General features: G+C 49.7%; 26 protein-coding genes and 1 pseudogene. 17 read left to right on the top strand and 10 right to left on the bottom strand.

Going from position 1 to position 26,093, the window contains the following annotated elements:
- Nucleotides 1-5: 5 nt before the first annotated feature.
- The 4 genes from H5985_RS04060 to H5985_RS04045 are packed head-to-tail and all read right to left on the bottom strand — an operon-like array spanning nucleotide 6 to nucleotide 2,223.
- Nucleotides 6-566, bottom strand: coding sequence for a YggT family protein (locus H5985_RS04060; protein ID WP_205050037.1), 561 nt, complete (start codon nucleotides 564-566; stop codon nucleotides 6-8).
- Nucleotides 560-1,162, bottom strand: a complete 603-nt coding sequence (gene ampD, locus H5985_RS04055; RefSeq protein WP_205050036.1) for a 1,6-anhydro-N-acetylmuramyl-L-alanine amidase AmpD — start codon at nucleotides 1,160-1,162, stop codon at nucleotides 560-562. The genes H5985_RS04060 and ampD overlap by 7 nt, the downstream gene beginning before the upstream one ends.
- Nucleotides 1,159-1,395 (bottom strand): PP0621 family protein, encoded by a 237-nt coding sequence (locus tag H5985_RS04050; RefSeq protein WP_205050035.1) that lies wholly within the window; start codon nucleotides 1,393-1,395, stop codon nucleotides 1,159-1,161. The genes ampD and H5985_RS04050 overlap by 4 nt, the downstream gene beginning before the upstream one ends.
- Before the next feature lie 9 nt (nucleotides 1,396-1,404).
- Complete coding sequence (locus H5985_RS04045) at nucleotides 1,405-2,223, bottom strand: cytochrome C assembly family protein (RefSeq protein WP_205050034.1); 819 nt, start codon at nucleotides 2,221-2,223, stop codon at nucleotides 1,405-1,407.
- Between the two features lie 112 nt (nucleotides 2,224-2,335).
- Here H5985_RS04045 and ffh point away from each other — a divergent pair, with 112 nt between their 5' ends.
- Genes ffh through H5985_RS04000 form a run of 9 tightly spaced genes read left to right on the top strand, consistent with a single transcriptional unit; the run spans nucleotide 2,336 to nucleotide 9,140 of the window.
- Nucleotides 2,336-3,745: a signal recognition particle protein gene (ffh, locus tag H5985_RS04040; protein ID WP_205050033.1), complete on the top strand. Its 1,410-nt coding sequence runs from the start codon at nucleotides 2,336-2,338 to the stop codon at nucleotides 3,743-3,745.
- Between the two features lie 3 nt (nucleotides 3,746-3,748).
- Nucleotides 3,749-4,336, top strand: a complete 588-nt coding sequence (gene ruvC, locus H5985_RS04035) for a crossover junction endodeoxyribonuclease RuvC (protein ID WP_205050032.1) — start codon at nucleotides 3,749-3,751, stop codon at nucleotides 4,334-4,336.
- Between the two features lies 1 nt (nucleotide 4,337).
- Nucleotides 4,338-4,907, top strand: coding sequence for a Holliday junction branch migration protein RuvA (gene ruvA / locus H5985_RS04030; protein ID WP_205050031.1), 570 nt, complete (start codon nucleotides 4,338-4,340; stop codon nucleotides 4,905-4,907).
- A gap of 12 nt (nucleotides 4,908-4,919) precedes the next feature.
- On the top strand, nucleotides 4,920-5,954 hold the full coding sequence (gene ruvB, locus H5985_RS04025) for a Holliday junction branch migration DNA helicase RuvB (RefSeq protein WP_205050030.1): 1,035 nt from the start codon (nucleotides 4,920-4,922) through the stop codon (nucleotides 5,952-5,954).
- Between the two features lie 18 nt (nucleotides 5,955-5,972).
- Nucleotides 5,973-6,416 carry a tol-pal system-associated acyl-CoA thioesterase gene (ybgC, locus tag H5985_RS04020; protein ID WP_205050029.1) on the top strand — a complete coding sequence of 148 codons (444 nt, stop codon included), beginning with the start codon at nucleotides 5,973-5,975 and terminating at the stop codon, nucleotides 6,414-6,416.
- A gap of 12 nt (nucleotides 6,417-6,428) precedes the next feature.
- The gene (gene tolQ, locus H5985_RS04015; RefSeq protein ID WP_205050028.1) at nucleotides 6,429-7,097 is read left to right on the top strand and encodes a protein TolQ; all 669 of its coding nucleotides are present in this window, start codon (nucleotides 6,429-6,431) and stop codon (nucleotides 7,095-7,097) included.
- A gap of 2 nt (nucleotides 7,098-7,099) precedes the next feature.
- Nucleotides 7,100-7,522, top strand: a complete 423-nt coding sequence (locus H5985_RS04010; protein ID WP_205050027.1) for a biopolymer transporter ExbD — start codon at nucleotides 7,100-7,102, stop codon at nucleotides 7,520-7,522.
- 3 nt (nucleotides 7,523-7,525) lie between these two features.
- Nucleotides 7,526-8,551, top strand: coding sequence for a cell envelope integrity protein TolA (gene tolA / locus H5985_RS04005; protein WP_338124953.1), 1,026 nt, complete (start codon nucleotides 7,526-7,528; stop codon nucleotides 8,549-8,551).
- A 16-nt stretch (nucleotides 8,552-8,567) separates the two neighbouring features.
- The gene (locus tag H5985_RS04000) at nucleotides 8,568-9,140 is read left to right on the top strand and encodes a hypothetical protein (protein WP_205050026.1); all 573 of its coding nucleotides are present in this window, start codon (nucleotides 8,568-8,570) and stop codon (nucleotides 9,138-9,140) included.
- A gap of 109 nt (nucleotides 9,141-9,249) precedes the next feature.
- Here H5985_RS04000 and H5985_RS09425 read toward each other — a convergent pair.
- A pseudogene (locus tag H5985_RS09425) lies at nucleotides 9,250-10,463 on the bottom strand (RNA-guided endonuclease InsQ/TnpB family protein); the annotation flags it as partial.
- A gap of 440 nt (nucleotides 10,464-10,903) precedes the next feature.
- Between H5985_RS09425 and H5985_RS03985 the strand changes: the two are divergent.
- On the top strand, nucleotides 10,904-11,200 hold the full coding sequence (locus H5985_RS03985; RefSeq protein ID WP_205050023.1) for an HU family DNA-binding protein: 297 nt from the start codon (nucleotides 10,904-10,906) through the stop codon (nucleotides 11,198-11,200).
- A 111-nt stretch (nucleotides 11,201-11,311) separates the two neighbouring features.
- On the opposite strand, the gene H5985_RS03980 is transcribed toward H5985_RS03985, so the two are convergent.
- Nucleotides 11,312-13,048 carry a proline--tRNA ligase gene (locus H5985_RS03980; protein WP_205050022.1) on the bottom strand — a complete coding sequence of 579 codons (1,737 nt, stop codon included), beginning with the start codon at nucleotides 13,046-13,048 and terminating at the stop codon, nucleotides 11,312-11,314.
- A 97-nt stretch (nucleotides 13,049-13,145) separates the two neighbouring features.
- Here H5985_RS03980 and H5985_RS03975 point away from each other — a divergent pair, with 97 nt between their 5' ends.
- From H5985_RS03975 to leuD, 5 genes are all read left to right on the top strand, one after another.
- Nucleotides 13,146-13,667 (top strand): RNA pyrophosphohydrolase, encoded by a 522-nt coding sequence (locus tag H5985_RS03975; RefSeq protein WP_205050021.1) that lies wholly within the window; start codon nucleotides 13,146-13,148, stop codon nucleotides 13,665-13,667.
- 286 nt (nucleotides 13,668-13,953) lie between these two features.
- Nucleotides 13,954-15,525, top strand: a complete 1,572-nt coding sequence (gene leuA / locus H5985_RS03970) for a 2-isopropylmalate synthase (protein ID WP_205050020.1) — start codon at nucleotides 13,954-13,956, stop codon at nucleotides 15,523-15,525.
- Nucleotides 15,526-15,551: 26 nt separating this feature from the next.
- Nucleotides 15,552-16,646, top strand: coding sequence for a 3-isopropylmalate dehydrogenase (leuB, locus tag H5985_RS03965; RefSeq protein ID WP_205050019.1), 1,095 nt, complete (start codon nucleotides 15,552-15,554; stop codon nucleotides 16,644-16,646).
- Between the two features lie 2 nt (nucleotides 16,647-16,648).
- Nucleotides 16,649-18,052: a 3-isopropylmalate dehydratase large subunit gene (gene leuC / locus H5985_RS03960; protein WP_205050018.1), complete on the top strand. Its 1,404-nt coding sequence runs from the start codon at nucleotides 16,649-16,651 to the stop codon at nucleotides 18,050-18,052.
- Between the two features lie 11 nt (nucleotides 18,053-18,063).
- Entirely contained in the window at nucleotides 18,064-18,681 is a 618-nt protein-coding gene (gene leuD / locus H5985_RS03955) for a 3-isopropylmalate dehydratase small subunit (RefSeq protein WP_205050017.1), read from the top strand.
- A 58-nt stretch (nucleotides 18,682-18,739) separates the two neighbouring features.
- Here leuD and H5985_RS03950 read toward each other — a convergent pair whose 3' ends face one another.
- From H5985_RS03950 to rplU, 4 genes are all read right to left on the bottom strand, one after another.
- A complete protein-coding gene (locus H5985_RS03950) occupies nucleotides 18,740-20,533 on the bottom strand; it encodes a M3 family metallopeptidase (protein WP_205050016.1) in 1,794 nt (597 codons plus the stop codon).
- Nucleotides 20,534-20,630: 97 nt separating this feature from the next.
- On the bottom strand, nucleotides 20,631-21,722 hold the full coding sequence (gene obgE, locus H5985_RS03945) for a GTPase ObgE (RefSeq protein ID WP_205050015.1): 1,092 nt from the start codon (nucleotides 21,720-21,722) through the stop codon (nucleotides 20,631-20,633).
- A 149-nt stretch (nucleotides 21,723-21,871) separates the two neighbouring features.
- Nucleotides 21,872-22,129, bottom strand: coding sequence for a 50S ribosomal protein L27 (gene rpmA, locus H5985_RS03940; protein ID WP_022472943.1), 258 nt, complete (start codon nucleotides 22,127-22,129; stop codon nucleotides 21,872-21,874).
- Nucleotides 22,130-22,156: 27 nt separating this feature from the next.
- The gene (gene rplU / locus H5985_RS03935) at nucleotides 22,157-22,468 is read right to left on the bottom strand and encodes a 50S ribosomal protein L21 (RefSeq protein WP_205050014.1); all 312 of its coding nucleotides are present in this window, start codon (nucleotides 22,466-22,468) and stop codon (nucleotides 22,157-22,159) included.
- Nucleotides 22,469-22,754: 286 nt separating this feature from the next.
- Here rplU and H5985_RS03930 point away from each other — a divergent pair, with 286 nt between their 5' ends.
- Together H5985_RS03930 and H5985_RS03925 are read left to right on the top strand one after the other, a co-directional pair.
- Nucleotides 22,755-25,004: an inorganic phosphate transporter gene (locus tag H5985_RS03930; RefSeq protein ID WP_205050013.1), complete on the top strand. Its 2,250-nt coding sequence runs from the start codon at nucleotides 22,755-22,757 to the stop codon at nucleotides 25,002-25,004.
- 81 nt (nucleotides 25,005-25,085) lie between these two features.
- Entirely contained in the window at nucleotides 25,086-26,081 is a 996-nt protein-coding gene (locus tag H5985_RS03925) for a polyprenyl synthetase family protein (protein ID WP_205050012.1), read from the top strand.
- The last annotated feature ends 12 nt before the right edge of the window (nucleotides 26,082-26,093 follow it).

The following is a 26,093-nucleotide window of genomic DNA, read 5'->3' as shown; positions in this document are numbered from 1 at the left end:
ACTCGTCAGAACCAGGCGCTAACAAAGTAGCCTTGAGAGAGCGGTGTCACCCAATATAAAAGGGCGTTAACGATGAGGAAAATCACGATCGGTGAAAGGTCAAAACCGCCCAAGCGCGGCATGCGCTCGGAAATCGGCCCTAAAATCGGATTCATCAGGCGCCAAACCATACCGTAGGCAGGCGAAGAGGGTTGCAGCCAGGATAAAAGCACGTAAATAATCGTGCCCCACAACACCAACTCCAGCACCCAGCGAAGTAACAAAAAGACCGCACAGACGGGTACTCCCAGCCAGCTAAGCGGTAAGCCAGTGACCTGGCGGGTGACAACCGCCACAACGGCAGCCATCACAAAAGCCGATACAACCGAGGCCCACTCCCAACGTCTTCCCGGTCTGACCAGACGCGAAACCGGTATTACCAGCCAATTGGTACCGAACCAAGCCAGGCGAGCCACCGGGTCAAAAATAGAAAGACGTTGATAGAAAATATAGGTGCGCAGAATCAACAGGCAACCGACAAAGGTCGTCACCATATTGAAAATAAAGGCAATGAAACTGGCTAACATGGTTCTTTTTCAAATAATTGTGTAGTCGAATATTTTAGCTTTTTTGCCAACTCGGGGTTTCGCAGCGCCCTTGCCCAATCAAAATAAGGACCCGGATCAGTCTTTCGGCCCGGGGCAATGTCACTGTGACCGGTGATATAAGCCAATTGCGGCTCTGCTGCAACCAGCGCTCGTAAAAGATTTTCTAACGCATCGTACTGCTTAAGAGCAAACGCGACAAAGTCCGACCCTTCCATTTCAATACCGATGGAAAAGTCATTGCAACGACTCATTCCCTGAAAAGTTGAAACGCCTGCGTGCCAGGCTCGCTTTTTTGTACTGACAAATTGCGTGATGCGACCGGCTCGATCGATGAAAAAATGAGACGAGACTTTTAATCCCCGCAAAGACTCAAATCCGGCAATTTCCGTCTCTAAAAGCTCTCCTTTAAAAAGAGCCTGAACGTAACCCAAGCCAAAAACGCCGGCAGGCAATGAGATGTTATGAATTACCACTAAATCAGTGGGGCGGGTACCCTCACGCTCATCAAAAAAAGGGCTCGGAATGCTCTGCACTCCGTCCCCTTTAATCCAACCGTCAGAATCAATCGTGATCATGAGCGGGCCTTTGCTTTATCTGCACATTGCCCGCTGCAATACATCTTCCCGTTGTACCAGACCCCGTCCACTTCCGCAAAATGCACGCCACAGATCGGACACTGAACCATTTTCTTTGCTTCGGGAACCTTTTTGACAGGTTCTTCGCGTCGAATTCGAGCAACACGCTTTTTCTGCCAAAGAACAAACAGCAGCAACCCCAGCAAAATAAAGAAAATCAGTTTACTCAGCATATCGCCACCTTATTGAAGTACATCCAGTACAAAACGGTAAGCGAAGAAAGCAATGACCTGAAGCGCCACGGCAATCCAGAAAATGGTGAGCGCCTTTTTGCTTCGCCAGCCCAAAAGCTTGCGCCCCAGAAGCAAAATACCGAAGACCGTCCAACTTAAGATCGTCAAAACAGTTTTGTGGTCAAACGCAAGGATTGCATCAAAGTAATGAGCCGTAGAAACCATTCCCGTCAGAATGGTTAAAGACAAAACCACCCAGCAAGCCAGAATCACTCGAAAGAGGATTTTCTCCATGGTCATCAGGTTCGGCATGGAGGCAACAATTCCTTCGGGCTCATCGAGAGCAGCGTGGCTTTTCAGACGAGAGTCCAGAATCCCCATCAGAACAGCCTGAACCACACTCATCAACATAAAGCTGTAAGCGAGCAGGCCGAAAGCAATATGCAGTCTGAAGCCGAAGGTTGAACCGACGATGGGCTGAGCCTCGGACGGAAAAAGCAACGGGCTCCAAATCCCGAATCCAGCTACTATCAAAATGATGCCGTAGAGTGCGTGCACACGTGAATAAAGGGCACCGAAAAAGAGAATGAGCGTACTGAAAAAGCACATGGCCGAGACGGAGTTACCGAACGTGACCAAAATGGTTTCAGGTGCACAGAAAATATTGGACTGCAAAACCCAGAAATGCGCCACAACGGCCGCCGCAATCACCGGCAATGACCACATGGGGGCCTGATCACCGCGTTTTTTAAACGTGCTGACAATTTTTCCGCCCACAAGCAGATAAAAAATTGACGCAACACCGTACAATATGATGTTTAAATCCATTTGACGAGCTCACCTATCCGACATTGTCGCTGATATGTGTTTTTGACAGTGTCTCATTGTAAGGGATCGGGCCGTCATTGTTGTGCACTTATTTCCAATTATTTGAAACGAAATGCTCAATACGTTAAGCCAACGCCTCTCGCGCGTCATCAAAACCATGCGTGGTCAGGCCCGCCTGACCGAAGAAAATACCAAGGAGATGCTCCGAGAGGTGCGAATCGCGCTGCTTGAAGCTGACGTTGCCCTGCCTGTGGTGCGCGAACTGATTGCTCGCATCAAGGCCAAAGCCATGAACGAAGAGGTGATCGGCAATTTGAACCCCGGTCAAGCCTTAGTGGGCATTGTTCAGAAGGAATTGACCAACATCATCGGCGGCAGCCTCTCGGAAAAAGAAAAAGAATTGAATCTGGCTACTCAGCCGCCTGCGATCATTCTGCTCGCTGGCTTACAGGGTGCCGGTAAAACGACCTCGGCCGGTAAGTTGGCCCGCTACCTTGTTGCAGACAGAAAGAAAAAAGTTCTGACCGTCTCCACCGACGTTTACCGTCCGGCCGCTGCCGATCAATTAAAGGTCATTACCGAGCAAGCCGGTGCGGACAACTTCCCGATGGATGCCTCGTTGAAGCCCTTGGCCATTGCGCGCGATGCGCTTGCTCATGCCAAGCGCTACTTCTACGATGTGCTCATTGTCGATACGGCAGGTCGCCTCTCAATCGATGAAGCCATGATGAATGAAGTGGCCGAGTTGCACGATGACTTAAAACCGTCGGAAACGATGTTCGTGGCCGATGCCATGCTCGGTCAAACCGCCGTACAAGCCGCTCAAGCTTTCAATGAAAGGCTTTCATTGACGGGCGTCATCCTCACCAAGCTTGACGGCGACAGCCGAGGCGGTGCGGCGTTATCCGTTGCATACACAACGGGTAAGCCCATCAAGTTTGTCGGTGTCTCTGAAAAAATTGACGGCCTTGAACCCTTTAACCCCGAGGGTATGGCGAGCCGCATTCTCGGCATGGGCGACATTGTCGCTTTAGTCAAAGAAGTTCAAAAAGCCGTTGATGTCGAACAAACGCAAAAACTGGCTCAAAAGATGAAGTCAGGGAGCAAGTTCGACTTAAACGACTTTAAAGCCCAATTGGCACAGATGAAAAACATGGGTAGCTTCTCAGGCCTGATGGAAAAACTGCCTTCCCAATTTGCCGAGGCAGCTTCCAAAATCAATGACGAAGACGCTCAAAAAGCCATTGCTCGCACTGAGGGCATCATCAATTCGATGACACCTTTTGAACGCACGCATCCGGACATCATCAAGGCAAGCCGCAAGCGGCGCATTGCCGCCGGTGCCGGCGTTCCGGTGCAGGAAGTCAACAAGTTACTCAAGCAATTTGAACAAACCCAAGCCATGATGCGTACGATGCAAAAAGGCGGTCTGGGTAAAATGATGCGAGCCTTAGGCGGCTTGAGCAAATTCGGAGGCGGCTTAGGGGGCTTGGGCGGTTTCGGTAATTTCGGCAGGCACTAGATCGTGAGCGATCGGGTTCGAATCATGGGCGTGGACCCCGGTCTTAACCACACGGGGTTCGGTGTGATTGACGTCACAGGCAGTGAACTCAAATTTGTCACCGCCGGCGTCATCAACGTTCCCAAAGGCGAGTTGGCCGAAAGACTGCGCTTTATTTTTAACGAAGTCGGAAAAATTGCCCGCGAAACAACGCCCAGTTTTGCTGCGTGTGAAAAAGTGTTTGTGAACATGAATCCGTACACAACGCTTTTGCTCGGCCAGGCAAGAGGAGCCGCATTAACTGCGCTCGCTAATGAAGATCTTCTGGTCAATGAATTTACGCCGACAGAAATCAAGCAGGCGACAGTTGGCACAGGCCGAGCCACTAAAGCCCAGGTTCAGGCCATGATGTCGCATATGCTGGGGCTGCCTGAAAAAATTCAGGCCGACGCTGCTGATGCCCTGGCCTGTGCGGTCTGTGCGGCCCAATCTTTCAGGATGATGGGGGCGATGAAGGCTCCTAAAACCAGTGCCGGACACGCCAGACGCCATTCGGGCGCCAAGAACCGCGCAGCTTGGGAAGTGCATTTAGGACTATCTAGGAAAGAATAAAATGATCGGACGTATTAAAGGACAATTGGTTGAAAGCAATCCCCCGCATATTCTCGTTGATGTGCATGGAGTGGGCTACGAAGTCGATGTCCCGATGTCAACCTTTTATAACCTCCCTGCTCTCGGCTCTGAGGTCACGCTTCTCACGCATATGGTTGTCCGTGAAGATGCACAACTGCTCTACGGTTTTCTCACCGCTGAAGAACGGGAAACTTTCCGTCAACTTTTAAAGGTCTCGGGAATCGGTGCGCGTACGGCTCTGTCGATTCTTTCGGGCATGTCCGTAGCTGATTTGGTCAACGCTGTTGCTCTGCAACAGGCCTCTCTTTTGACCCGCGTGCCCGGTATCGGTAAAAAAACAGCCGAGCGCCTGATTCTGGAACTTAAAGACAAACTCACGGCAACCTTATCCGGTGTGACACCCTCGGCTACCAACTCCAATACCGCTGATATCATCAATGCCTTGATCGGTTTGGGCTACAGTGAACGGGAAGCTAATCTGGCTGTTAAGAAATTGCCTGAAGACATCTCGGTCTCCGACGGCATTCGAATGGCCTTACAAAATATGTGAGAGTGAGTGTTTATGCAAACTGTCGAAAGAATTGTCACTGCACAATCGACTTCTCCGAACGAAGAAAGTGTGGATCGTGCGCTGCGCCCGGTGCGTTTGGCTGACTACGTCGGTCAACCCAAGGCTTGTGAGCAGCTCTCTGTTTTCATTAAAGCGGCCAAATCCCGCCACGAAGCGTTGGACCACTTGTTGGTTTTCGGTCCTCCGGGATTGGGTAAAACGACACTTGCTCACATTGTGGCCAATGAAATGGGGGTTAATCTTCGCCAAACATCGGGCCCTGTGTTGGAGCGCCCCGGAGACTTAGCCGCCATTTTGACCAACCTTCAGGAAAACGATGTGTTGTTTATCGACGAAATTCATCGTTTATCTCCTGTTGTTGAAGAAATCCTTTACCCGGCGCTGGAAGATTTTCAAATTGACATCATGATCGGTGAAGGACCTGCTGCGCGCTCGATCAAGCTCGATTTGAAACCGTTTACTCTGATCGGCGCCACCACCCGTGCGGGGATGCTCACCAATCCTCTTCGGGCACGCTTCGGTATCGTGGCTCAGCTTCAGTTCTACAGCAACGAAGATCTCGCAAAGATCGTCAGACGAAGCGCCAAACTTTTAAATGTAAAAATTGATGATGAAGGGGCCTTTGAAGTAGCCCGCCGCAGCCGCGGCACCCCTCGTATTGCCAACCGTCTTCTTCGCCGAGTCCGTGACTACGCTCAAGTCAAGTATGACGGCATTGTCACTCGGGAGGTGGCCGATAAAGCCCTTCAGATGCTTGACGTGGATCCCCTGGGTTTTGACCTCATTGACCGAAAGTTCCTTCTGGCGATTATTGAAAAATTCAACGGCGGTCCGGTCGGTATTGATAACTTGGCAGCCGCAGTGGGTGAAGACCGAGAAACCCTCGAAGATGTCGTCGAGCCCTACTTAATCCAACAGGGACACTTGCAACGTACCCCTCGGGGGCGTGTGGCCACCATGTTGGCATATCGCCATTTCGGTTTTGAAATGCCGGGGTCTGCCGGACAAACTTCGTCACTTTTTTAACAAAAACAACCTGTTATAATGCCTAACCTTGTTTCTAAAGAATTTTTATGGGATGCCCGTGTCTACTTTGAAGACACCGACGCGGGCGGCGTGGTTTATCACGCCAACTATCTCAAATTTTTCGAACGGGCACGCACGGAGTTTCTTCGCAGCTTAGGCTGGAGCCAGCGTGACCTGTTGGAAATGAAAACGTGTGCTTTCGTGGTATCGGATTTGTCCATACAGTTCAAGCGTCCTGCGAAGCTCGACGATGAACTGCAAATCCGCACGACACTGAACACTTTAAGGCGAGCCAGTTTTGTGTTCGATCAACGCGCTTTCAAAGGTGATACTTTGATGGCTGCAGCGCAAGTGCGAGTTGTTTGCATTGATCCGACCAAGGGTTTGCCCACGGCGATTCCGTCGCCCATTTTTGACACTATTGAACGATTGTTGACCGTTGATTGCCCGCAATCAAAATAAAAAAGGATTTTTATGAACGCCAGTGCCGATATGTCAATTCTGTCCTTGCTCACACACGCCAGCGTGGTGGTGCAGGCTGTTTTGGCCATTTTGATTATCCTGTCTTTGGTCAGTTGGACTCGAATCTTTCAGAAATTCTTCCAACTCAAACAAGCCAAACGTTTAAGTGAAGACTTTGAAAGCCGCTTCTGGAGCGGGGCTGAGCTCAATAAGCTCTATGAGCATGCTCAAAATCACCGGGAACATTCGGGCACGCAAGAAAGAATTTTTGCCTCCGGCATGACCGAATTTTTGAAACTCTCCACCCGAGGTTCAGCCGAAGCCTTGGACGGTGTGCGCCGCGCCATGCGAGCCACTTATCAACGTGAAATGGACAATCTTGAGAGCGGCTTACCGACCTTGGCTTCCATCGGTTCGGTCTCGCCGTACATCGGTTTGTTCGGCACCGTTTGGGGCATCATGAATGCCTTTACAGGTCTGTCTGCGCTTGATAACGCTTCCCTTGCGACCGTGGCTCCCGGTATTGCCGAAGCACTTGTTGCCACCGCTATCGGTTTGTTTGCCGCCATTCCGGCAGTAGCGGCCTATAACCGTTTTGCCAACGACGTGGAACGCTTATCAAACCGTTACGAAAGTTTTGCTGAAGAGTTCCAAAACATCCTTCAGCGTCAAAGAGGCTGATCATGGAAGGTTTGCGTTCATCACGCCGCTCCTCTCGCCGTCTGATGGCCGAAATTAACGTCGTTCCCTATATCGACGTGATGCTCGTGCTCGTGGTCATTTTGATGGTGGCCGCTCCGTTTGTGAACCCGTCACTGGTGAATTTGCCGAGCGTGAAAAAAGCTGAAAAAGCGCCAGAAGCCATCGTCGAAGTGATCGTTCACCCGACCGGCGCCATGTCTGTGAGAAAAGGCAAAGAACTTCTGGCCGTAGACATGCCGGGGTTAATTGCTACCGTGAAAAAAGCCCAGGAAGGCAATGCTGACATTCCTGTTGTCATTGCCGCCGATAAAGTGGTGCAGTATGAACAGGTGGTCAATGTTATGAAGCAGCTTCAAGCAGCCGACATTGCCCGCGTGGGTCTGTCATTGAAAGTTGAAAAGTAAGCCGTGAATCCTCTTAAGAAAAAGAACAAACCGGCGGTTTCTCAAACCCAAGCTCAAGACAACCGCCCGCAACAAGAGCGCGAGCCCAACGGTTGGGGCTTGCCTTTTGTGCTTGCTTTGTTCATGCATGCGATTCTCTTCGTAGGGCTTTTCTTTGTCTTTCAATGGAACACGGAAAGCACTGAGGTGATTTACGCAGAGCTCTGGTCTCCCTCTCAGATGAGTGCGACCACTCCCGTCACACCTCCTAAAGAGCTTGAGAAACCCCAACCGGTCAAAGAAGAACCCGAGCCTGAACCGGAGCCGGAACCGGAACCTGAACCCGAGCCCGAACCTCAGGCCCAACCCGAAGAACCTCCTCCTGCGAAAGTAGAAGAGGCTGCCAAGCAAGTGCCTGACGAAAATGTCATTCGTCAACAGGAAGAAGAAAAGAAAAAGCTCGAAGAGCAGAAAAAATTAGAAGAACAAAGAAAACTTGAAGAGCAGCGTAAGCTTGAGGAGCAAAAGCGACTCGAGGAACAAAAACGCCTGGAAGAACAAAAGCGTTTAGAAGAGCAAAAGCGCATTGAAGAAGAAAAGCGTAAAGCTGAAGAGAAGAAACGCCAAGAAGAGGCTCAGCAGCGCCGTCGCGAACAGGCCAAACGCCTGGCTCAACAGATGCGTAACGAACAATTAAAAGAGTTGCAAGCGTCTTCACAGCAAAATGCTGCCGGTGTCACGGTACAGGCCGGAGGACCGCAATCGGCCCTTTACAGCTCCCGTATCATCGCCTGCATCCGCCCCAATATTGCCTTTGCGGTTTCCCCCAACATGAAACCCGGTCAATATAAGGCGGTCTATGAAGTGCACCTTCTCAATGACGGACGACAAGCCGGCGCACCGCGCCTGATTCGCCCGAGCGGCTTACCCGCATTTGACCGAGCGGTTGAGCGCGCCATCCAGGCTTGTGATCCGTTCCCGAATCATCCGACGGGCAATCCCCCGAAGACGATTCAATTGACATTCGATCCGGTCGACAGTAAACATTAATTTCATTAGGTTAAAAATGAGCAAAATCGTCACCAACCAATTTGCAGAAGACTTAGGTTATACGTTCGGAGGCAGCATCCGCGACCTGGTTCGCTTCACAGCCCGTGAAGCTGCCCGCATTTCAAAAGCCAAGCTTCCCCTGTTTGATTTCTTAAATCCCGGGCCCTTCATTATGTTTAAGGCTTTGTGGAGCGCGCTTTTGCAGGCTGTGGCCATTCGGGTCACATTGGACAATTGCCCGGAATATTTGGAAAACGAAAAATTATTGAAAAAAACGCTTTTTCAAATGAATTACCACGGCGAAGAAGTCATGGCGGACAAAATCTTCAAGCGTTTAAGTGACGATCAACTCAACGAGTACGAAGAAGCCAAACGCAAGTTGATTGCCAAAGCCATTAAACCGGATACGGTCAAAGGGGAGCTGTCGGACCTTTTCCTTGAAATTCTGCACGCTAAGGATCCGAGCCGCATCAATGAAAAGACTCGAGCTGCCGTACTCAAGCACGTGATGCTTTCAGCTGAAACATTCCGTCGCTTAGTTGAGGTTTCTAAGAAGAATCCCTCGTTAACGAAAGCGGTTGCCAAGTGAACTACACCGTCCTGAAAGGGCGGAGCTTCGCGCGACCCGCTTGAGCCCCCGTGGCTCAAGCCTCTCGCCGAGGAACCCGCACCGACGGGTTTCTCCTCGGGGGAACTCTTCAAAAAGGAATCGTTTCCTTTTCCAGCGCACGGCCGTTCCGGCCGTATCGGTGTTTGTCTGATTCTGAGAGCTTTACCCAATGACGTAAGTTTCGCGCGGCTGCCTCATCCCGGTCATGCTTGCTACCGCATTTCGCACAGCACCACTCACGCTCCTTCAATGTCAAACTCTCTTTCTTAGTCCCGCACTCCGGGCACCGTTTACTGGACGGGTACCACCGACCCGCCACAATCAGGTTCTTTCCGACCGCCTCTAATTTGTATTGAAGCGTCCGGTAGAAGTTGCCGATCCCAACATCAGATACCGCTCGAGCAAGGTGATGATTCTTAACCATCCCTTTTAAATCCAGATCTTCAATCACATAGGTTGTCACTTGGCTATCGATGACTAACCGATGAGTGATTTGATCGATCCAGTTCTTTCGACTATGGCGAATTCTCTCATGAGTGCGGGCTAACTCTTTTCTCACCTTCTCATAGCGTTTTGAGACGGTGACTTCCTTAACTTTTTCTCCTTTTTCATTTTTCTTAACGTTGACGATACGCAGACATCGAGCCAATCGCTTTTGTTGTTTTTCAGTTGCTCCGAATGCTTTTTCAAAAACGTCGGATTATCAATTTTTTCTGTTCCGCTCTGACTGACTACAGTAAAGGCCGTTTTAATGCCGGCATCTATGCCTGCTGTACGTTCAAAATCAACCGTATCCGGTGTAACTTTGGGTTGTGCATTATCAACCAGAACACTGGCGAAATACTTGCCTGATGCTTCCCGGACAACTGTCACCGTTTTGACCGTACCGTTGAATCGCCGATGCAAAATAGCTTTGACCGGACCGATTTTGGGTAAAACGATATGACCTTTTGTTCCTATTTGCGGGAATAGAACTTTACAGTTCTGAGGACAATGAAAAGACTGCCTGCCGGAATGTTTGCTTTTAAAACGAGGAGGTTGAGCTCGTTTTTCAAAGAAATTCACAAAGGCGCGATCAGCGTTGCGGGCTGCCATTTGAAGCGATTGTGAATTGACTTCCTTGAGCCATGGGTATTCTTTTTTCAATTTGACCAAGCGAACAATGAAATCGTTACACCGCATGGCTTTACCGGTTTGTTTGTAACAATCATCAGCCTCAGAGAGGTAACGGTTGAAAACCCAACGGGTGCAACCGAAGTGATCAACCAGAGATTGACGCTGCAGGCTGTTTGGATAGATCCTAAAACGATACGATACATATGACATAGTACAATCGTATCATAATCAGATCTTAGAATTCAACAGGCTTTACTTTAAAACAGATTTAGATTACATTTTCCGTTTATTGCAATCCTTTGGATTGCCGTCTTATATCCACCGCATAAATGCAGTGGTTTTACGACGATGGTGATAATCTTTTCGACTCAAGAAAGCGCTCGGATACATCCGGTTTCTGAGCGCTTTTTTCAACCTCAAATCTCAACCGAAAGCCCGCCAAATAGGCCATCGGCTGAATTCGCTGTCTCCTTTTTGCGACATTTTTTCTGTCTATTTAACGTATATCAATAAAAATGAGGGTTTATAGGCCATTTTTTCGCGCAACCCTCTGGTTTTAAAGGGAATAGATGGAGTATATTAGGGTTGTTCATCGTTAAGATGCTCATTTTTTTAGGAGAATTCCAATGAACAAGCAAGAACTCATCGCCATCGTTGCTGAAGAAAACGAATTGTCTAAGGCTCAAGCCGGTCGCGTTGTTGACTCCGTGTTTGACGCCATCGTTAAGGCTGTTGCCAAGGGTGACGGTTTCCAATTGATCGGTTTCGGTACGTTTAAGGCTGTTAAGCGCGCCGCTCGCGAAGGCCGCAATCCCTCTAACGGCGAAACGATCAAGATCCCGGCCACGACGTTGCCGAAGTTCACCGCCGGCGCCGCCTTCAAGGCCGCTGTTGCTTCCAAGAAGAAGTGCTGCAAGCGCTAATTCAGCGACGAATTATTAAAAAACCGCCTGAGTGTTCGGGCGGTTTTTCTTACATTGAAAAGCCTCCTAACCAAAACGGCCGGAGGCTTTTTTTTTAGGTTTCAAAAGCAATTAGCGATTCAGAATAAAATCAACAATGGCTTCAGTCTTCACCATTTGTTTTTCTTTAATGGTACGACGATAAGCGTATTCGACCTCACCGTTCTTTAAGCCTCGTTCGCCCACGACGATGCGGTGCGGTACACCGATCAGTTCCCATTCGGCAAACATGACGCCAGGACGCATTTCACGGTCATCCAAAATCACGTCCACTCCGGCGGCCTTGAGATCCTCGTAGATCTTGTCGGCTGCTTCACGAACCATTTCGCTCTTGGAGTAATTCATCGGACAGATAACAGTCGTAAAGGGTGCAATGGATTCAGGCCAAATAATGCCCTGCTCATCGTGTCCTTGTTCGATGGCTGCACCTAAGAGGCGAGACACACCGATACCGTAGCAGCCCATTTCCAATACCTGGGGCTTACCGTTTTCATCCAGATAGGTCGCATTCAATGCTTGGGAGTACTTCGTTCCCAGGTAGAAAACGTGACCGACTTCGATACCGCGTTGCAGTCTGATGGTACCTTTACCATCGGGGGAAGCGTCGCCTTCAACCACGTTACGAAGATCGGCGACCTTGGGTTCGGGCAAATCTCGTCCCCAGTTCACACCCGTAATGTGATAGCCCTCTTCGTTGGCTCCGCAAATAAAATCGCTCATCTTGGCTGCCGTCAGATCGGCATAGACCACGATGTCACTCTTGATACCCACCGGTCCGAGATAGCCCGGCTTGCAGCCGAAAGCCTTAATGATTTCGGCATCGGTTGCAAAACGGAATCCGTCTTTCAATTCGGGCAACTTACCGGCCTTGACTTCGTTGAGATCATGATCGGCGCGCAGCAAAATCATAACGATCTGCGGTTCAACGGCTTCACCTTTTTCGTTAAATCGCTCGGCAGCGAGCACAACGGACTTCATGGAACTCGTCAACTCACGACCGAGCAACTCCACCACCGCTTCGCACTTTTCACGACCGGGCGTGGGCACCTTTTGCATGGCTTCTTTGGGCTCTTCACGCTTTTCAATCACGCACGGAGCCGGAGCCAATTCAATATTGGCTGCGAAGTCACTGTCCGGGCAGTAGGCAATCAGATCCTCGCCGGTATCGGCAATGACCTGGAATTCATGCGAGCGGTCGCCACCGATCGAACCCGTATCGGCTGCCACAGCACGGAACGTTAAGCCTAAGCGCGTGAAGATACGCTGGTAGGCAGCGTACATTTTGTCGTAAGACTTCAGGGCTCCTTGCTGATCACGGTCAAAGGAGTAACCGTCTTTCATCGTGAATTCACGGCCGCGCATCACGCCGAAACGCGGACGACGTTCGTCACGGAATTTCGTTTGAATCTGATACAGATTGACAGGCAGTTGGCGCCAGGAACGAATTTCCTGACGGGCAAAGTCTGTGATCACTTCTTCGGACGTCGGTTGAATGACGAAGTCGCGTTGGTGGCGGTCCTTGAAACGCAAAAGTTCAGGGCCGTACTTTTCCCAACGACCGGACTCCTGCCACAATTCTGCCGGCTGCACCATCGGCAAGAGCAATTCAATCGCGCCCGCGCGATTCATTTCTTCGCGGATGATATTTTCAATCTTGCGCAATGAACGCAAACCCATCGGCATGTAGGTATACACACCGGCGGCCAGCTTTTTGATCATGCCGGCGCGAATCATCAACTGTTGGCTCACGATATCGGCATCAGCCGGAGCCTCTTTCAAGGTAGAAATAAAAAAGGAACGAGCGCGCATTGTTTTCTCGCTAATTAAGGTACAATTTTTCGATGTGACTTTTTACCACGCATTGGGTAAAAGTAAAAGAGTAATTTTAGAGATTTTGAGGCCTTTCATGTTGGACAGTGACGGTTACCGTCCGAATATCGGCATTATTTTAACGAATGCCGACAAGAAGGTATTTTGGGCCAAACGGTTGAGAAAGCCCGCTTGGCAGTTCCCACAGGGAGGCATTGACGAAGGGGAAGACATTGAGACGGCGCTTATGCGCGAACTCAATGAAGAAATCGGTTTAACGGCCGATGATGTCGAGATTATCGCTCATACCAATGAGTGGCTTTACTACGATGTGCCCGAACCCTTCAGACGTGCCGACCGGTCCATATACCGCGGACAAAAACAAATTTGGTTCTTACTGAAATTGGTGGGACCGGAATCAAAGATCAACCTCTTTGCTTCCAACCACCCGGAGTTTGATGCCTGGCGCTGGAACGATTACTGGGTGCCGCTCAGAGACGTCATTGATTTTAAACACGACGTCTACCGAAAAGCCCTGGCAGACCTCGCTCCCCACCTTTTCGGCCAGAACGACCGACGGTCAAAACCCAGCCAAGATTGGTTACTGTACGGTTTTTAATTTCTCCGACCCGCCTCATCCGGCGGGTTTTCTTTTACCCAAAAATCCTCTGACATTTTTGCGAAATCAAAGATAAATAATTCCTTAATCTTTGCAAAACAATATATTTTTACATAAATATATCTATTCAATTTCGCTATATTTTGAAATTAATATTTATTATTTATCAAATAGTTATATTTGTTAAATCTTAATATAATGCAAAATACTTATTGACACAAAAATAGCGAAGTCGTAAATTCTATTCATCGCAAAATCCGCCATTTTTGCTTTGAGGAGCGACTTTATGTCCATTCATCAGGATCCGAACAAAATCATTATTTTTGACACCACTCTCAGAGACGGCGAGCAAGCCTTGCCGCAAAGTTTGAGTACGCAGCAGAAACTGCAAATTGCCATGGCGCTTGATCAGTTGGGAGTTGATGTCATTGAGACAGGATTTCCGATTTCGTCCGAGGGAGACTTTCAGTCGGTTCAAACCATCTCGAAAAGCCTCAAACATGCTATTCCCTGCGGCCTTGCCCGTTGCGTGCCTAAAGATGTTGACGCCTGTGGCAACGCTATGAAAGGTGTTGATCACTTCCGCATCCACACCTTTATTGCTACGTCCGATATTCACGTGCAGGATAAACTCAAGAAAAGCCGCGATGACATCATGGCTATGGCCACGGCCTGCATCAAACAAGCGAGAAACTACACCGACGATGTGGAGTTTTCCTGCGAAGATGCCGGCCGCACGCCGATTGACTACCTGTGCCGAATGGTTGAAAACGCCATTAAGGCCGGAGCCACTACCGTCAACATCCCTGATACCGTGGGCTACACCCTGCCTGAAGAGTTCGGTGCCATTATCACCAACCTCTATAACCGCGTCCCCAATATTGATAAGGCCGTGATTTCCGTTCACTGTCACAACGATTTGGGTATGGCGACGGCAAACTCCCTGACGGCCATCAGGCACGGAGCCAGACAGATTGAATGCTGCATGAACGGATTGGGCGAAAGAGCAGGCAATTGCTCACTTGAAGAAGTCGTGATGGCGATTAAACTTCGTGAAAAATTCCTCAATGGTCTCTACACCGATATCGTTGCGAAAAATATCGCCCGAACGTCTACCCTTGTCTCCAAGATCTGTAACGAACCCGTTCCGCCTCACAAAGCCATTGTCGGCTCCAACGCCTTTGCTCACAGTTCCGGCATCCATCAGGACGGTGTGCTCAAAAATCGCGAGACTTATGAAATTCTCACTCCTGAAAGCGTGGGCTTTACGGGCAACACCATGCACATGACCGCCCGCTCGGGCCGCCATATGATTCGTGCCTGCTTGAGAAACCTGGGTTACGAAGACGACAGCTACGATCTCAATGAAATCTACGATCGATTCCTGAAACTTGCCGACCGCAAAGGTCAGGTTTTTGATTATGACCTCGAAGCGCTGCTCTTTTTCCAGAAACGCGACCATGAGCAAGAAAATTATTTCAAACTCGACACGATCAATGTCATGAGCGGCGGTGCCCACGGTGCAATCCCCACAGCGAGTGTGCGACTTAAAGTCGGCAAGCGTACCCGTACGGAATCAAGTATCGGTAACGGCCCGGTTGACGCGGTTTATAACTGCATCACTCGTCTGACGGGCATTCGCTGCAAACTCACAAGCTACACCATTAAGGCAAACGGCGCCGGTATGGATGCTTTGGGTCAGGTCAATGTCAATGTCGATTATGAAGGGCGAATTTTCCATGGTATGGGGCTTTCCACCGACGTAATTGAATCCTCTGCCCTGGCGTTAATTGATGCTTGCAACAGTATCGAGAGAGCGCGAGAAATCGAGAAAAAACGCGAAAAGAAAAGTGCCTAACCAATCCCGAATAAAAAGGAATGCCCATGTCCAAGAATTACCATATTGCAGTGTTGGCCGGTGACGGCATCGGCCCCGAAGTGATGCGCGAAGCCATTAAAGTGATGAACGCTGTCGGTCAGAAGCACGACTTTACCGTCACGTATGAAGAATGCTTCGTGGGGGGCGCGGCTATTGATCACTGCGGAACCCCGCTGCCAGAAGAAACCATTAACGCATGCGACAAAGCTCAGGCGATTTTGTTCGGTAGTGTCGGCGGCCCGAAATGGGACCACTTGCCTCACAGCCAGCGTCCCGAAGCCGGAGCCTTGCTTCCCCTTCGTAAGCGTTACGGGCTCTTTTGCAATCTGCGCCCGGCTCGAATCTTTCCGGGATTAAATGCTTTAAGTCCGCTTCGCGCAGATATCTCCGCTCAAGGTTTTGATGCCATGGTCGTGCGCGAGCTCACGGGCGGCATCTATTTCGGCACACCCAAGGGCCGGGAAGGCGAAGGTGACAATGAACGGGCTTTTGACACGGAAGTCTATACACGAGCAGAGATCGAACGCATTGCTCGCGTCGCCTTTAAGGTCGCAATGGGACGCAAAAAGAAAGTGACTTCCATTGATAAATCCAATGTCCTGGCCAGTTCCGTTTTGTGGCGTGAAGTGGTCATGATGGTGGCGGAGGATTTCCCCGAAGTCACGCTTGAACATCTCTACATTGACAACGCCACCATGCAGCTCATTAAAAATCCGGCTCAGTTTGATGTGGTGCTCTGCTCGAATATGTTCGGTGACATCCTCTCGGATGAATGCGCCATGATCACCGGCTCCATGGGGCTGCTTGCCTCTGCCTCACTGGCCTCAGGCAGTTTCGGTCTTTATGAACCTGCAGGCGGCTCAGCTCCCGATATCGCCGGTCAAGGTATTGCCAATCCGATTGCCCAGATTCTTTCGATGGCTTTAATGCTCAGACACTCTTTCGGAGAAATCGAGGCGGCCGAAGATGTTGAAAAGGCCGTTGCGCGAGCGCTTAAGGATCAAATCGTCACAGCCGATCTGGCTCGAGCTATGCCCGACGCTCACATAGTCAATACCGTTCAAATGGGTGATGCAATCGTTGAGCGCTTAGGAGACTAAAAATGGGAAAGACGCTTTACGAAAAAGTCTACGACGCACACGTCGTTTATGAAGCCGAAGGGGAACTGCCGCTTCTTTATATCGACCGACATATTGTCCACGAAGTCACCAGTCCGCAGGCATTTTCGGGACTGCGTGAGGCCGGCCGCAAATTGCGCCGACCGGAACTGATGATGGCGACGATGGATCACGATATCTCCACCCAGGAAGCGACGATTGAAGCCTGCTCGTGCGTAGCCAAAAAGCAAGTGACGACGCTTATGAAAAACTGCGAAGAGTTCGGAGTTGAACTCTTCGGGCTGGGTCACCCCAATCAGGGCATTGTGCACATCATCGGACCGCAAACAGGTTTTACGTTGCCCGGAACAACTTTGGTGTGCGGAGACTCCCACACGGCTACGCACGGCGCATTCGGCGCATTGGCTTTCGGTATCGGTACCAGTGAAGTCGAACACGTTATGGCCACGCAAACCCTCAAACAAGCCAAACTTAAAACGATGCGCATCAACTGCGTCGGCAAACTCTCAAAAGGGGTTTACGCCAAAGATCTGATTTTGGAAATCGCTCGGGTGCTCACCACCGCGGGCGCAACCGGATATGCCATTGAGTTTGCCGGTGACGGAGTCACCTCATTGTCGATGGAAGGTCGCATGACATTGTCCAATATGGCCATTGAGATCGGTGCTAAAGCCGGAATGATTGCACCGGACGAAACAACTTTCGAATACTTAAAGGATCGCCCCTTTGCTCCTAAGGGAAAAGATTGGGAAGAAGCAGTCCAATACTGGAAATCACTGAAAACAGACGACGATGCCGTTTTCGATAAGGAAATCACGATTGACTCCGGGCACTTGATTCCGATGGTCACCTGGGGCACCAATCCCGGTCAGGTCTGCCATATCACCGATAACGTTCCCGATCCCGCTCAGTGTAGCAACGAGCAGGAACGACACGGTATCGAGGCGGCTTTGTCCTATATTCAGATTGAGCCCGGTCAACCGATCGCCGGCGTAGCCATTGATACGGTATTTATCGGCTCGTGCACCAACGGGCGAATCGAAGATTTCAGAGAAGCTGCCAAGGTACTGAAGGGTAAACATGTGGCCGAGGGTGTCCGTGCACTGGCTGTACCGGGTTCGATGGCTGTCAAAGCGATGGCCGAAGAAGAGGGGCTCGATCAAATTTTCAAAGAAGCTGGCTTTGAATGGCGTCTGCCCGGCTGCTCGATGTGTCTGGGCATGAACGATGACATTGCAGCACCCGGCTCTCGCGTGGCTTCGACCTCTAATCGAAACTTTATCGGCCGACAGGGACGAGGCAGTCGCACACACCTGATGAGTCCGGCGATGGCCGCTGCTGCAGCCATCAATGGCAAAATCGTTGACGTTCGCGATTATCTGAAATAAGGAGCAGCTTCATGCAAAAATTTACCAAACTGACTGCTGTGGCGGCTCCGATGGACGCCTCCAACATCGATACCGACCAAATCATTCCCAAACAGTTCTTATTAGCTGTTGATCGCAAGGGGTTCGGTAAGCACCTTTTCCATAATTGGCGCTACCTCGATGAGGCCGAAACGATGCCTAATCCCGACTTTGTGCTCAATAAACCGTGTTATCAAAACGCGAAATTTATTGTGGCCCGCAACAATTTCGGTAACGGTTCAAGCCGTGAGCATGCACCATGGGCCTTACTGGATTTTGGCATTCGGGCCATTATTGCATCGTCTTTTGCGGATATTTTCTCCAACAATTCTTTAGGTAACGGTCTGCTTTTAGTCCGCTTAAGTGAAGAAGAAATTGAAGAAATTATGCAAGCACTCAATGATCAGCCCGGAATGGAAATTTCGGTTAATCTTGAGGATTGCGCGGTAACGGTGGGAGCCAAGCACTATAGCTTCACCCTGGATCCCTTCAGAAGACACTGCATTTTGGAAGGGCTCGACGCCATTTCTCTGACGCTTGAACACGAAGAGGCCATCGCACAATATGAAGCCCGACGGCCGACTTGGATGAAAAAAGGCATTCTTTCTTAATTGAAAGAAATCGAAAACCTCGCGTTTGTTTAGGAAGGCAAACGCGAGGTTTGTGTTTTTACTGATTAATTAATTTTTTGAATTCTTCGATGTGGCTGCAAGCCTGATCCAGGCACTGGTTCCAGAAGTCCGGAGTCGTTGCATCCAACCCCATGTGCTTGGCAATCAGCTCATCGACCGTCATACGACCTGTATCACGCAAGAATTCGCGATAAAAACGCGGGAAATCCTTGCCACGCTTTTCCTGCTCCCGACACAGACCTTGAGACAGGAGGTAGCCGATCGTATAGGCATAGTTGTAGATGTACTGGTCGGTCATGTAAAAATGCAATTTGTAGCACCAGAGATACTCATCACAGTCTTCAATGGCATCGCCCATGTACTCGTGCCAAACTTCCCGCATGATCTGTTCAGCCTCAGCCTGTGTCACCAATCCCTTTTGGCGCTTTTCAATAAACCGCGTTTCAAAGCCCATGCGGATCGGCAGTTGCAGACAGAAGTTTGCGCAGCTCACCAATTCCTGCCACAGGATCGCCAGGCGTTCCTCTTTACTTTGGCTATTGGCCGCACAGTAACGGCGAACATTGGCTTCGTTAAAAGTACTGGCCACTTCGGTGAGCGTCATCGGAAATTCCGTTTCATTGGTCGGCATATCACGCATCACCCAATAGTGGAATGCATGTCCCAATTCATGAGCCTGCTGCAACACAGAACCGAAACTGCCCAAATAGGTCGTGAAAACACGAGGCTGCTTCAGTCGATTAAAGCGGGAATAAAATGCGCCGCCCGCCTTCTTCGCATCGACTCGGGCATCAAGCCAATGGTTTTGAAGCATCATGTCGATAAAGGCCGGAATTTCTGGATTAACCTCTACCAAAGATGCTTTCACGGTTTCAATAGCTTCTTTGTACGGAATATAAGGAGCCTTCCCTTGAGATTTCACAGGAACGGGAGCGAAAAAGTCACAGGCCTTCATCACCGGACGACCGAAAAACGGCGCCCGAACTTTAATAGCCTCTTGAATTTCTGCCTGACGATTTTTAATGGCATTAAGAGCCGCCTCAAGGGCTTGGCGACTGATACGGTTTTGTTCAAGGCTCGGTCGCATCCAATCGTCGAGCCCCGCCAATTCAAACTGGGTCTTTCTGAAACCGTGCAAGAGATTGAGTAAGTCCACATAAAAACCGGCATGCTCTCTGTACCACTCGTTGACCGCCGTTTGTGCAGTTTCTCTCAACACGGGATCATCGGCCCCCTTTAAAACGCCTACGCACTGCGAATGCGTCAAAGTGACGGTTTCCCCGGCACTGTTTTTAGCCTTAACCAACATTGATTTGTTTAAGCGCTTATACATGGCGTCGACCGGGAAAAAGTTGGTAGCCGCAAAGGCGTTGATTACGGCGTTATCCTGAGAGGACAGTTTGGCGCGCCACGAGTTCTTCTTTTGCATTGCACCGAAGCGCCAGTGGCTTACTTCCTTGCGGCTCCAGAATTCATCCTTTTCATCAATTTTTCCCAAAGCGGAAAAAAGCGGTTTTGCAGTGGCTTCGAGTTCTGCCCAAAGACTTTGCATCTGAGCATAAGCGGCCGAAGCGGCCGTATCGGAAATATCTGCACTTGAGGCACAGTAAGAAAAGGATATTAAGGATGAGATGCTTTCTGCTGCATCTTCGTAGATCGGCATCAAAACCGCAATGTCGTCTTTTTGAGGTTCTTCAACCAGGGCTTTTTGCAGTTCACCCATTCGTTTATGAGCGTTTTCAAGTTCTTTTTTATATCGCTCATCGCTCACGCTTCCGTAGGCATCCTCGAGTGTCCAGGCCGGCAGTAATTCTTGATCTGTAGTGGGCATTTTTTTCTCCGCTTTTGAGTTGAACGCCCAAAATTCTAAAAAGAAAGGGAGTACTCGCGCACCCCCTTTTCTAAAAATAGGTAAAAATACTTACTAGTTATGCTTCAATGAGGCGCACCTCATCGTCTTCAATCTCAATGCGCTCATCGCCCATGTATTGATTTTCACGACGTCGTTCCGAGTCCAGATATTCGGCAATAGCCGATACCAATTCCGGACAACCTTCGCGAGTGGCTGCAGAAATGACAAACACTCTTTCGTCAGCCGGAACTTCAAGTGCATCCAATAAGTCATTGATGCGCTCTTCCTGCTCTTCTTCAGCAATTAAATCGACTTTATTGAGCACCAACCAACGAGGCTTGTTATAGAGCTCTTCATCGTACTTTCTAAGTTCTTCAACAATGGCCTTGGCTTCGAGTGCGGGATTAACACTTTCATCAAAAGGTGCCATGTCAATCACGTGCAAAAGCAGCTTCGTGCGGGAGAGGTGTCTGAGGAACAAATGACCGAGTCCAGCCCCTTCCGAAGCCCCTTCAATCAAACCGGGAATATCGGCCACGACAAAGCTTTGCTCAGGACCGACTCGAACGACACCCAATTGAGGATGCAATGTGGTAAACGGATAGTCGGCAATCTTCGGACGAGCGTTAGACACCGCAGAAATAAAGGTGGACTTCCCGGCATTAGGCATCCCTAAAAGACCGACGTCGGCCAAAACCTTCAATTCAAGATTGAGGAAGCGATGCTCGCCTTCTTCACCGGGCGTGCACTGTCTGGGGGCGCGATTAGTACTGGACTTAAAGTGCAAATTACCCAAACCGCCTTTGCCGCCCTTAGCAAGGAGATAGCGTTCCCCATGGCGAGTGAGGTCAGCGACCAATTCACCGGTATCGGCATCGGTCACCAGCGTTCCCACCGGCATTCGCAGTTCAATATCATTACCGGCTGCACCGTAGCAGTCCGAACCGCGTCCGTTTTCTCCGTTTTTGGCGAAATGTTTGCGAGCATAGCGGTAATCAATCAATGTGTTGATATTGCAATCAGCCACTGCATACACATCACCGCCGCGACCGCCATCACCGCCGTCGGGGCCACCTTTAGGAATAAATTTTTCACGGCGAAAAGAGGCAACTCCGTTGCCGCCCTTACCGCCGGCGACTTCAATGCGCGCTTCGTCGACAAATTTCATTTCTACCTCGATGCGATTTATTTTCGCTGAGTATATTGGGAATAATTTCAGACTTTAACACACAGAAAAAGCCATGTCACCGACATGGCCTTTTCGTTTTTAAACAGTTTCTCGGATGAAACCAATCATCCGATTCGTGTCGCCGTCAATTAAGCGGGGATCACTTTGACGAAACGATGATTTTGAGGTCCCTTGACTTCAAACTTCACCGTGCCGTCCACCTTGGCAAACAAGGTGTGGTCACGACCCATACCGACATTGTCGCCGGGATGGAATTGCGTGCCGCGTTGACGAACGATGATGCCGCCAGCGTTAATGGCTGCGTCACCAAAAACCTTCACACCAAGACGCTTAGCTTGGGAGTCACGACCGTTGCGGGTAGAACCGCCGCCCTTTTTATGTGCCATTTTCTTACTCTCTTAGAAAAGTCCAAATTAAGCCGCGATCGATTCGATCTTGAGCTCCGTGTAGTTTTGACGATGACCAGCGCTCTTGATGGAGTGCTTACGACGACGCATCTTGAAGATGCGAACCTTGTCGTGACGGCCGTGAGAAACAACCGTAGCCGTAACAGAGGCGCCTTCAACAAAAGGAGCACCGACCTTGAGTTCATTGCCATCGGAAACAGCCAAGACTTCAGAAAGGGTCACTTGGGAGCCGACTTCGGCGTTCAAGGATTCAACCTTGAGCTTGTCACCAGCGGCAACACGGTATTGCTTACCACCGGTTTTGATAATTGCGTACATTATTAATTACCTCGCCCGTTTCGCTCAGCCAACGCACTGTCTGCGAAACCTTTTTATAGTTAATCGGCAGGGACAATCCCCACCTACTCATGCGTGGAAATGCGGATTATTTCACAAATCAAAGAGTTATGCAAATTTTCCGACTGCTTACCGACAAACACGACACAAACGCTGAAAAATATCCCTTTGGCACATCGTTTTGTCACATTATTGTCATAATTGTGTCATAAACTTCGCACAACGTTACATAACGTTGACTATTCTTATACAAACGGACGGAATCTTCATGGAATATTACTATATAGCGATGCTGGTTTTTTTAGCCGGCCTCGCCTGCTTTGACCTTTTCGTTGGCGTCAGCAATGACGCTGTAAACTTTTTAAATTCCGCCATGGGATCCCGCATCGCAAGTTTCCGTACGACGATGTGGGTGGCAACGTTCGGGGTGTTGTTCGGTGCAACATTCTCCTCGGGCATGATGGAGATCGCGCGATCCGGCATTTTCCATCCGCAGATGTTTAATTTCACTGAGGTGATGATTATCTTCTTTGCGGTTATGATCGCGGATATCGTTTTACTTGATACCTTCAATTCCCTCGGCCTTCCTACTTCTACCACCGTTTCCATCGTCTTTGAATTATTGGGCAGCGCCATTGCCGCAGCCGCTATTAAGCTTTATATGGAAGGCGGTTCCATGGAGATGGTTTTCGACTACATCAATACCAGTAAGTCGCTCACCATTATTTCAGGCATCCTGATTTCCGTCGTTGTTGCATTTGTTTCAGGCGCTGTCATTCAATACATCATGCGTCTGATCTTCTCTTTCCATTTCGAAAGAGTCTATCCCTATGTGGGCGGTGTCTTCGGCGGTCTGTCCATTACCGCCATTGCCTACTTCCTGGTGATGAAGGGTGCTAAGGGTGCAAGCTTCATGCGTCCGGAATGGATCGATTGGATTCAAGTCAATACCGGCATATTGGTCGTGGTTTTGTTCGTGGGATTCTCAATCCTTTTCCAAATCCTCATCATGGTCAGCAAGTTTAACGTTTTCAAAATCGTTATTCTGGCCGGTACCTTCTCCTTGGCTTTTGCCTTCGCCGGCAACGACTTGGTGAACTTCGTCGGCGTGCCGCTTGCCGCTTACGACAGCTTCAAGATCTGGATTGCCTCGGGCGCCAATCCCGATGACCTCATGATGCAAGGTCTTTTGGTTTCCACGAAGACCGATACTTTCTTCCTCGTGGCCTCCGGCATCGTCATGGTCTTCACCCTGTGGTTCTCCAAGAAGGCCCACCGCGTGCTGCAAACCGCATTGAATCTGTCTGCTCAACAAAGCGATCACGAACAATTCGGCTCTTCTATTCCCGGCCGTGTCATCGTTCGTGCGTCCATGGGATTGGGTAACATCGTCAATCAATTGATTCCGGGATTGGTTAAGAAAAAACTGGACTCCCGTTTTAAACCGAGACGACTCAAGCGAGGTGAAATTCCTCTGCCCTTTGACTACGTCAGAGCCTCTGTGAACCTTGTGTTGTCGGCTGCACTTATTTCTTCGGCCACTTCACTGCAGTTGCCGTTGTCTACGACATACGTCACCTTCATGGTTGCCATGGGTTCGTCCTTTGCCGACGGTGCTTGGGACCGCGAAACTGCCGTTTACCGTATTTCCGGTGTGCTCACCGTGATCAGCGGTTGGTTCGTAACTGCCTTGACTGCCAGTACGTTAGCTGCCTTGGTTTGCGGCATCATCTTCTTAGGCGGTGGCTTTGTAGCATTCGTGCTTGCCATTTTGTCTTTCGTTCTCATTATTCGAAGCAATATGCGCTTTAAGCAACAGGAAGCCAATTACAAGGCCGAACAAGCCGTACGTTATGACGTTCAAAAGATTCGTGAGATTCTCAATCAACGCGTCGGCGAAAATCTTTTGTCTACCGTTACGCTCTATAACAACATCGTTGAGACGTTCTTAAACGATGACGAAAGCGGATTGCGCAAGCTGAAGCTTCAGGCCAATGAAAACTTTGATCAACTGACCCACGAACGCAGCATCTACTACAAGATGGAAAATTCCGGTTATGTTCCGAACAAAGAAGACCTGGACGCCCGTTACAGCTACTTCCGCACCTTTACCAACCTGCGTGATGTCGGTCGCTACCTGCAAGCTTTGGCTCGTGTCTCCAAAGACCATATTGCCAACCGTCACCGTACCTTCCAAGGTGAATTAAGTCAGGATTTGGCTGATTTGTCGCAGCTCTTGCTTGAGATTGTCGGCAACCATAACGGCAAAGCCGATGTCAATGCGCTTCATGCCAACGCTCAAACCCTTTTGAGCCGCATTGAAACGATTCAGGAAAAGCTTCTGCGCAACGGTCCGGATAAAGGTTTCTCGGCTCGTGGTTGCGAGTTGTTCCTCTCGTTCATCCTTTTTGCTCGCGAACTAATCAATCACTATGAAATCATTGCGATGTTGCAGCAAAAGCTCAATGAACCGACTTCTGGAAAAGAAGGAAGCAACAAACCGCAATCGGCTCAATAACAATTAGCCGGAAAGCTACAGGAGGATCTTCAAAATAGGTCCTCCTTTTTTGTTCCCACCCGCAGGTATAATGAGGCCACTATGACATCCAATACCTCTTCTCAAAAGAAATCCGCTTTGGCGGTCTTAGCCCCCATTGCCGAAGATTTAAAAGCGGTCGATGGAATTCTTGCCCGTGAGTTCGCTCACAGTCAAAGCCCGACCATTACCAAAATCGCTTCCTACATCACGCAGGCGGGCGGCAAGCGTATGCGGCCGGCCCTTTTGATGCTTATGGCTCGCGCACTGGGTTATCAAGGAACCGATCACCGCGAGTTGGGCGCTACGATTGAAATGCTTCATACGGCTACCCTTATGCACGACGATGTCGTGGATGAAGGGATGATGCGCCGCGGCCGTCCTACAGCGAATGCCCAATGGGGCAACAACGTTGCGGTATTGGTGGGTGACTTCATGTACACGCGTTCATTTCAAATGATGATCCGCATCGGTAACCTTCGCGTCATGCAGGCCTTGGCGGGCGCGGCCAACACGCTCAGCGAAGGGGAAGTCATCCAGATGAAAAACGCTCATGACCCCAGCGTGGATGAACCCCGCTATCTGAAAGTCATTGAACGAAAAACATCCGTACTGTTTGCGGCCGCTGCCAAAATGGCCTGTGCATTGGTCGGTGCTGATGAAAAACAGGAACAGGCTTTGGTTGACTACACCATGGCTTTAGGCAATGCGTTTCAGATTGCCGATGATATTCTCGATTACTCCGGCAACCCTGAAGAGAGCGGAAAACAAATCGGCTCAGACTTCGCAGAAGGCAAAGTGACGCTTCCTGTTATTTATGCCATGCAACAAGTGAGCGCAGAAGATAAGGCATTTATTGAAGAGGCGATCCGACAAGGTCACGGCGATTTCCAGAAAATTTCTCACATCATTCAGCAAAGCGGAGCCATTGAAAAGTGCAAAGAGCGCGCACAACAGGAGCTGGAAAAAGGGAAAAATGCATTAGATGCACTTTCCCCTTCCATTTTCAAAAATTCTCTGATAGAATTGTTGTCCTTCGTTGTTGAGCGGAAAGCTTAACAACAAAAGATG

The organism is Parasutterella secunda, assembly GCF_016901835.1.
GTDB classification, from domain to species: Bacteria; Pseudomonadota; Gammaproteobacteria; order Burkholderiales; family Burkholderiaceae_F; genus Aphodousia; species Aphodousia faecavium.
Note: the sequence above shows the minus strand (reverse complement) of the source record. Positions and strands in the feature narration are given on the sequence as shown.

Coding starts and splice junctions, on each gene's coding strand:
- H5985_RS04060 (WP_205050037.1), bottom strand. CDS start 566: ATGTTAGCCAGTTTCATTGCCTTTATTTTCAATATGGTGACGACCTTT.
- ampD (WP_205050036.1), bottom strand. CDS start 1,162: ATGATCACGATTGATTCTGACGGTTGGATTAAAGGGGACGGAGTGCAG.
- H5985_RS04050 (WP_205050035.1), bottom strand. CDS start 1,395: ATGCTGAGTAAACTGATTTTCTTTATTTTGCTGGGGTTGCTGCTGTTT.
- H5985_RS04045 (WP_205050034.1), bottom strand. CDS start 2,223: ATGGATTTAAACATCATATTGTACGGTGTTGCGTCAATTTTTTATCTG.
- ffh (WP_205050033.1), top strand. CDS start 2,336: ATGCTCAATACGTTAAGCCAACGCCTCTCGCGCGTCATCAAAACCATG.
- ruvA (WP_205050031.1), top strand. CDS start 4,338: ATGATCGGACGTATTAAAGGACAATTGGTTGAAAGCAATCCCCCGCAT.
- ruvB (WP_205050030.1), top strand. CDS start 4,920: ATGCAAACTGTCGAAAGAATTGTCACTGCACAATCGACTTCTCCGAAC.
- ybgC (WP_205050029.1), top strand. CDS start 5,973: ATGCCTAACCTTGTTTCTAAAGAATTTTTATGGGATGCCCGTGTCTAC.
- tolQ (WP_205050028.1), top strand. CDS start 6,429: ATGAACGCCAGTGCCGATATGTCAATTCTGTCCTTGCTCACACACGCC.
- H5985_RS04010 (WP_205050027.1), top strand. CDS start 7,100: ATGGAAGGTTTGCGTTCATCACGCCGCTCCTCTCGCCGTCTGATGGCC.
- H5985_RS04000 (WP_205050026.1), top strand. CDS start 8,568: ATGAGCAAAATCGTCACCAACCAATTTGCAGAAGACTTAGGTTATACG.
- H5985_RS03985 (WP_205050023.1), top strand. CDS start 10,904: ATGAACAAGCAAGAACTCATCGCCATCGTTGCTGAAGAAAACGAATTG.
- H5985_RS03980 (WP_205050022.1), bottom strand. CDS start 13,048: ATGCGCGCTCGTTCCTTTTTTATTTCTACCTTGAAAGAGGCTCCGGCT.
- H5985_RS03975 (WP_205050021.1), top strand. CDS start 13,146: ATGTTGGACAGTGACGGTTACCGTCCGAATATCGGCATTATTTTAACG.
- leuA (WP_205050020.1), top strand. CDS start 13,954: ATGTCCATTCATCAGGATCCGAACAAAATCATTATTTTTGACACCACT.
- leuB (WP_205050019.1), top strand. CDS start 15,552: ATGTCCAAGAATTACCATATTGCAGTGTTGGCCGGTGACGGCATCGGC.
- leuC (WP_205050018.1), top strand. CDS start 16,649: ATGGGAAAGACGCTTTACGAAAAAGTCTACGACGCACACGTCGTTTAT.
- leuD (WP_205050017.1), top strand. CDS start 18,064: ATGCAAAAATTTACCAAACTGACTGCTGTGGCGGCTCCGATGGACGCC.
- H5985_RS03950 (WP_205050016.1), bottom strand. CDS start 20,533: ATGCCCACTACAGATCAAGAATTACTGCCGGCCTGGACACTCGAGGAT.
- obgE (WP_205050015.1), bottom strand. CDS start 21,722: ATGAAATTTGTCGACGAAGCGCGCATTGAAGTCGCCGGCGGTAAGGGC.
- rpmA (WP_022472943.1), bottom strand. CDS start 22,129: ATGGCACATAAAAAGGGCGGCGGTTCTACCCGCAACGGTCGTGACTCC.
- rplU (WP_205050014.1), bottom strand. CDS start 22,468: ATGTACGCAATTATCAAAACCGGTGGTAAGCAATACCGTGTTGCCGCT.
- H5985_RS03930 (WP_205050013.1), top strand. CDS start 22,755: ATGGAATATTACTATATAGCGATGCTGGTTTTTTTAGCCGGCCTCGCC.
- H5985_RS03925 (WP_205050012.1), top strand. CDS start 25,086: ATGACATCCAATACCTCTTCTCAAAAGAAATCCGCTTTGGCGGTCTTA.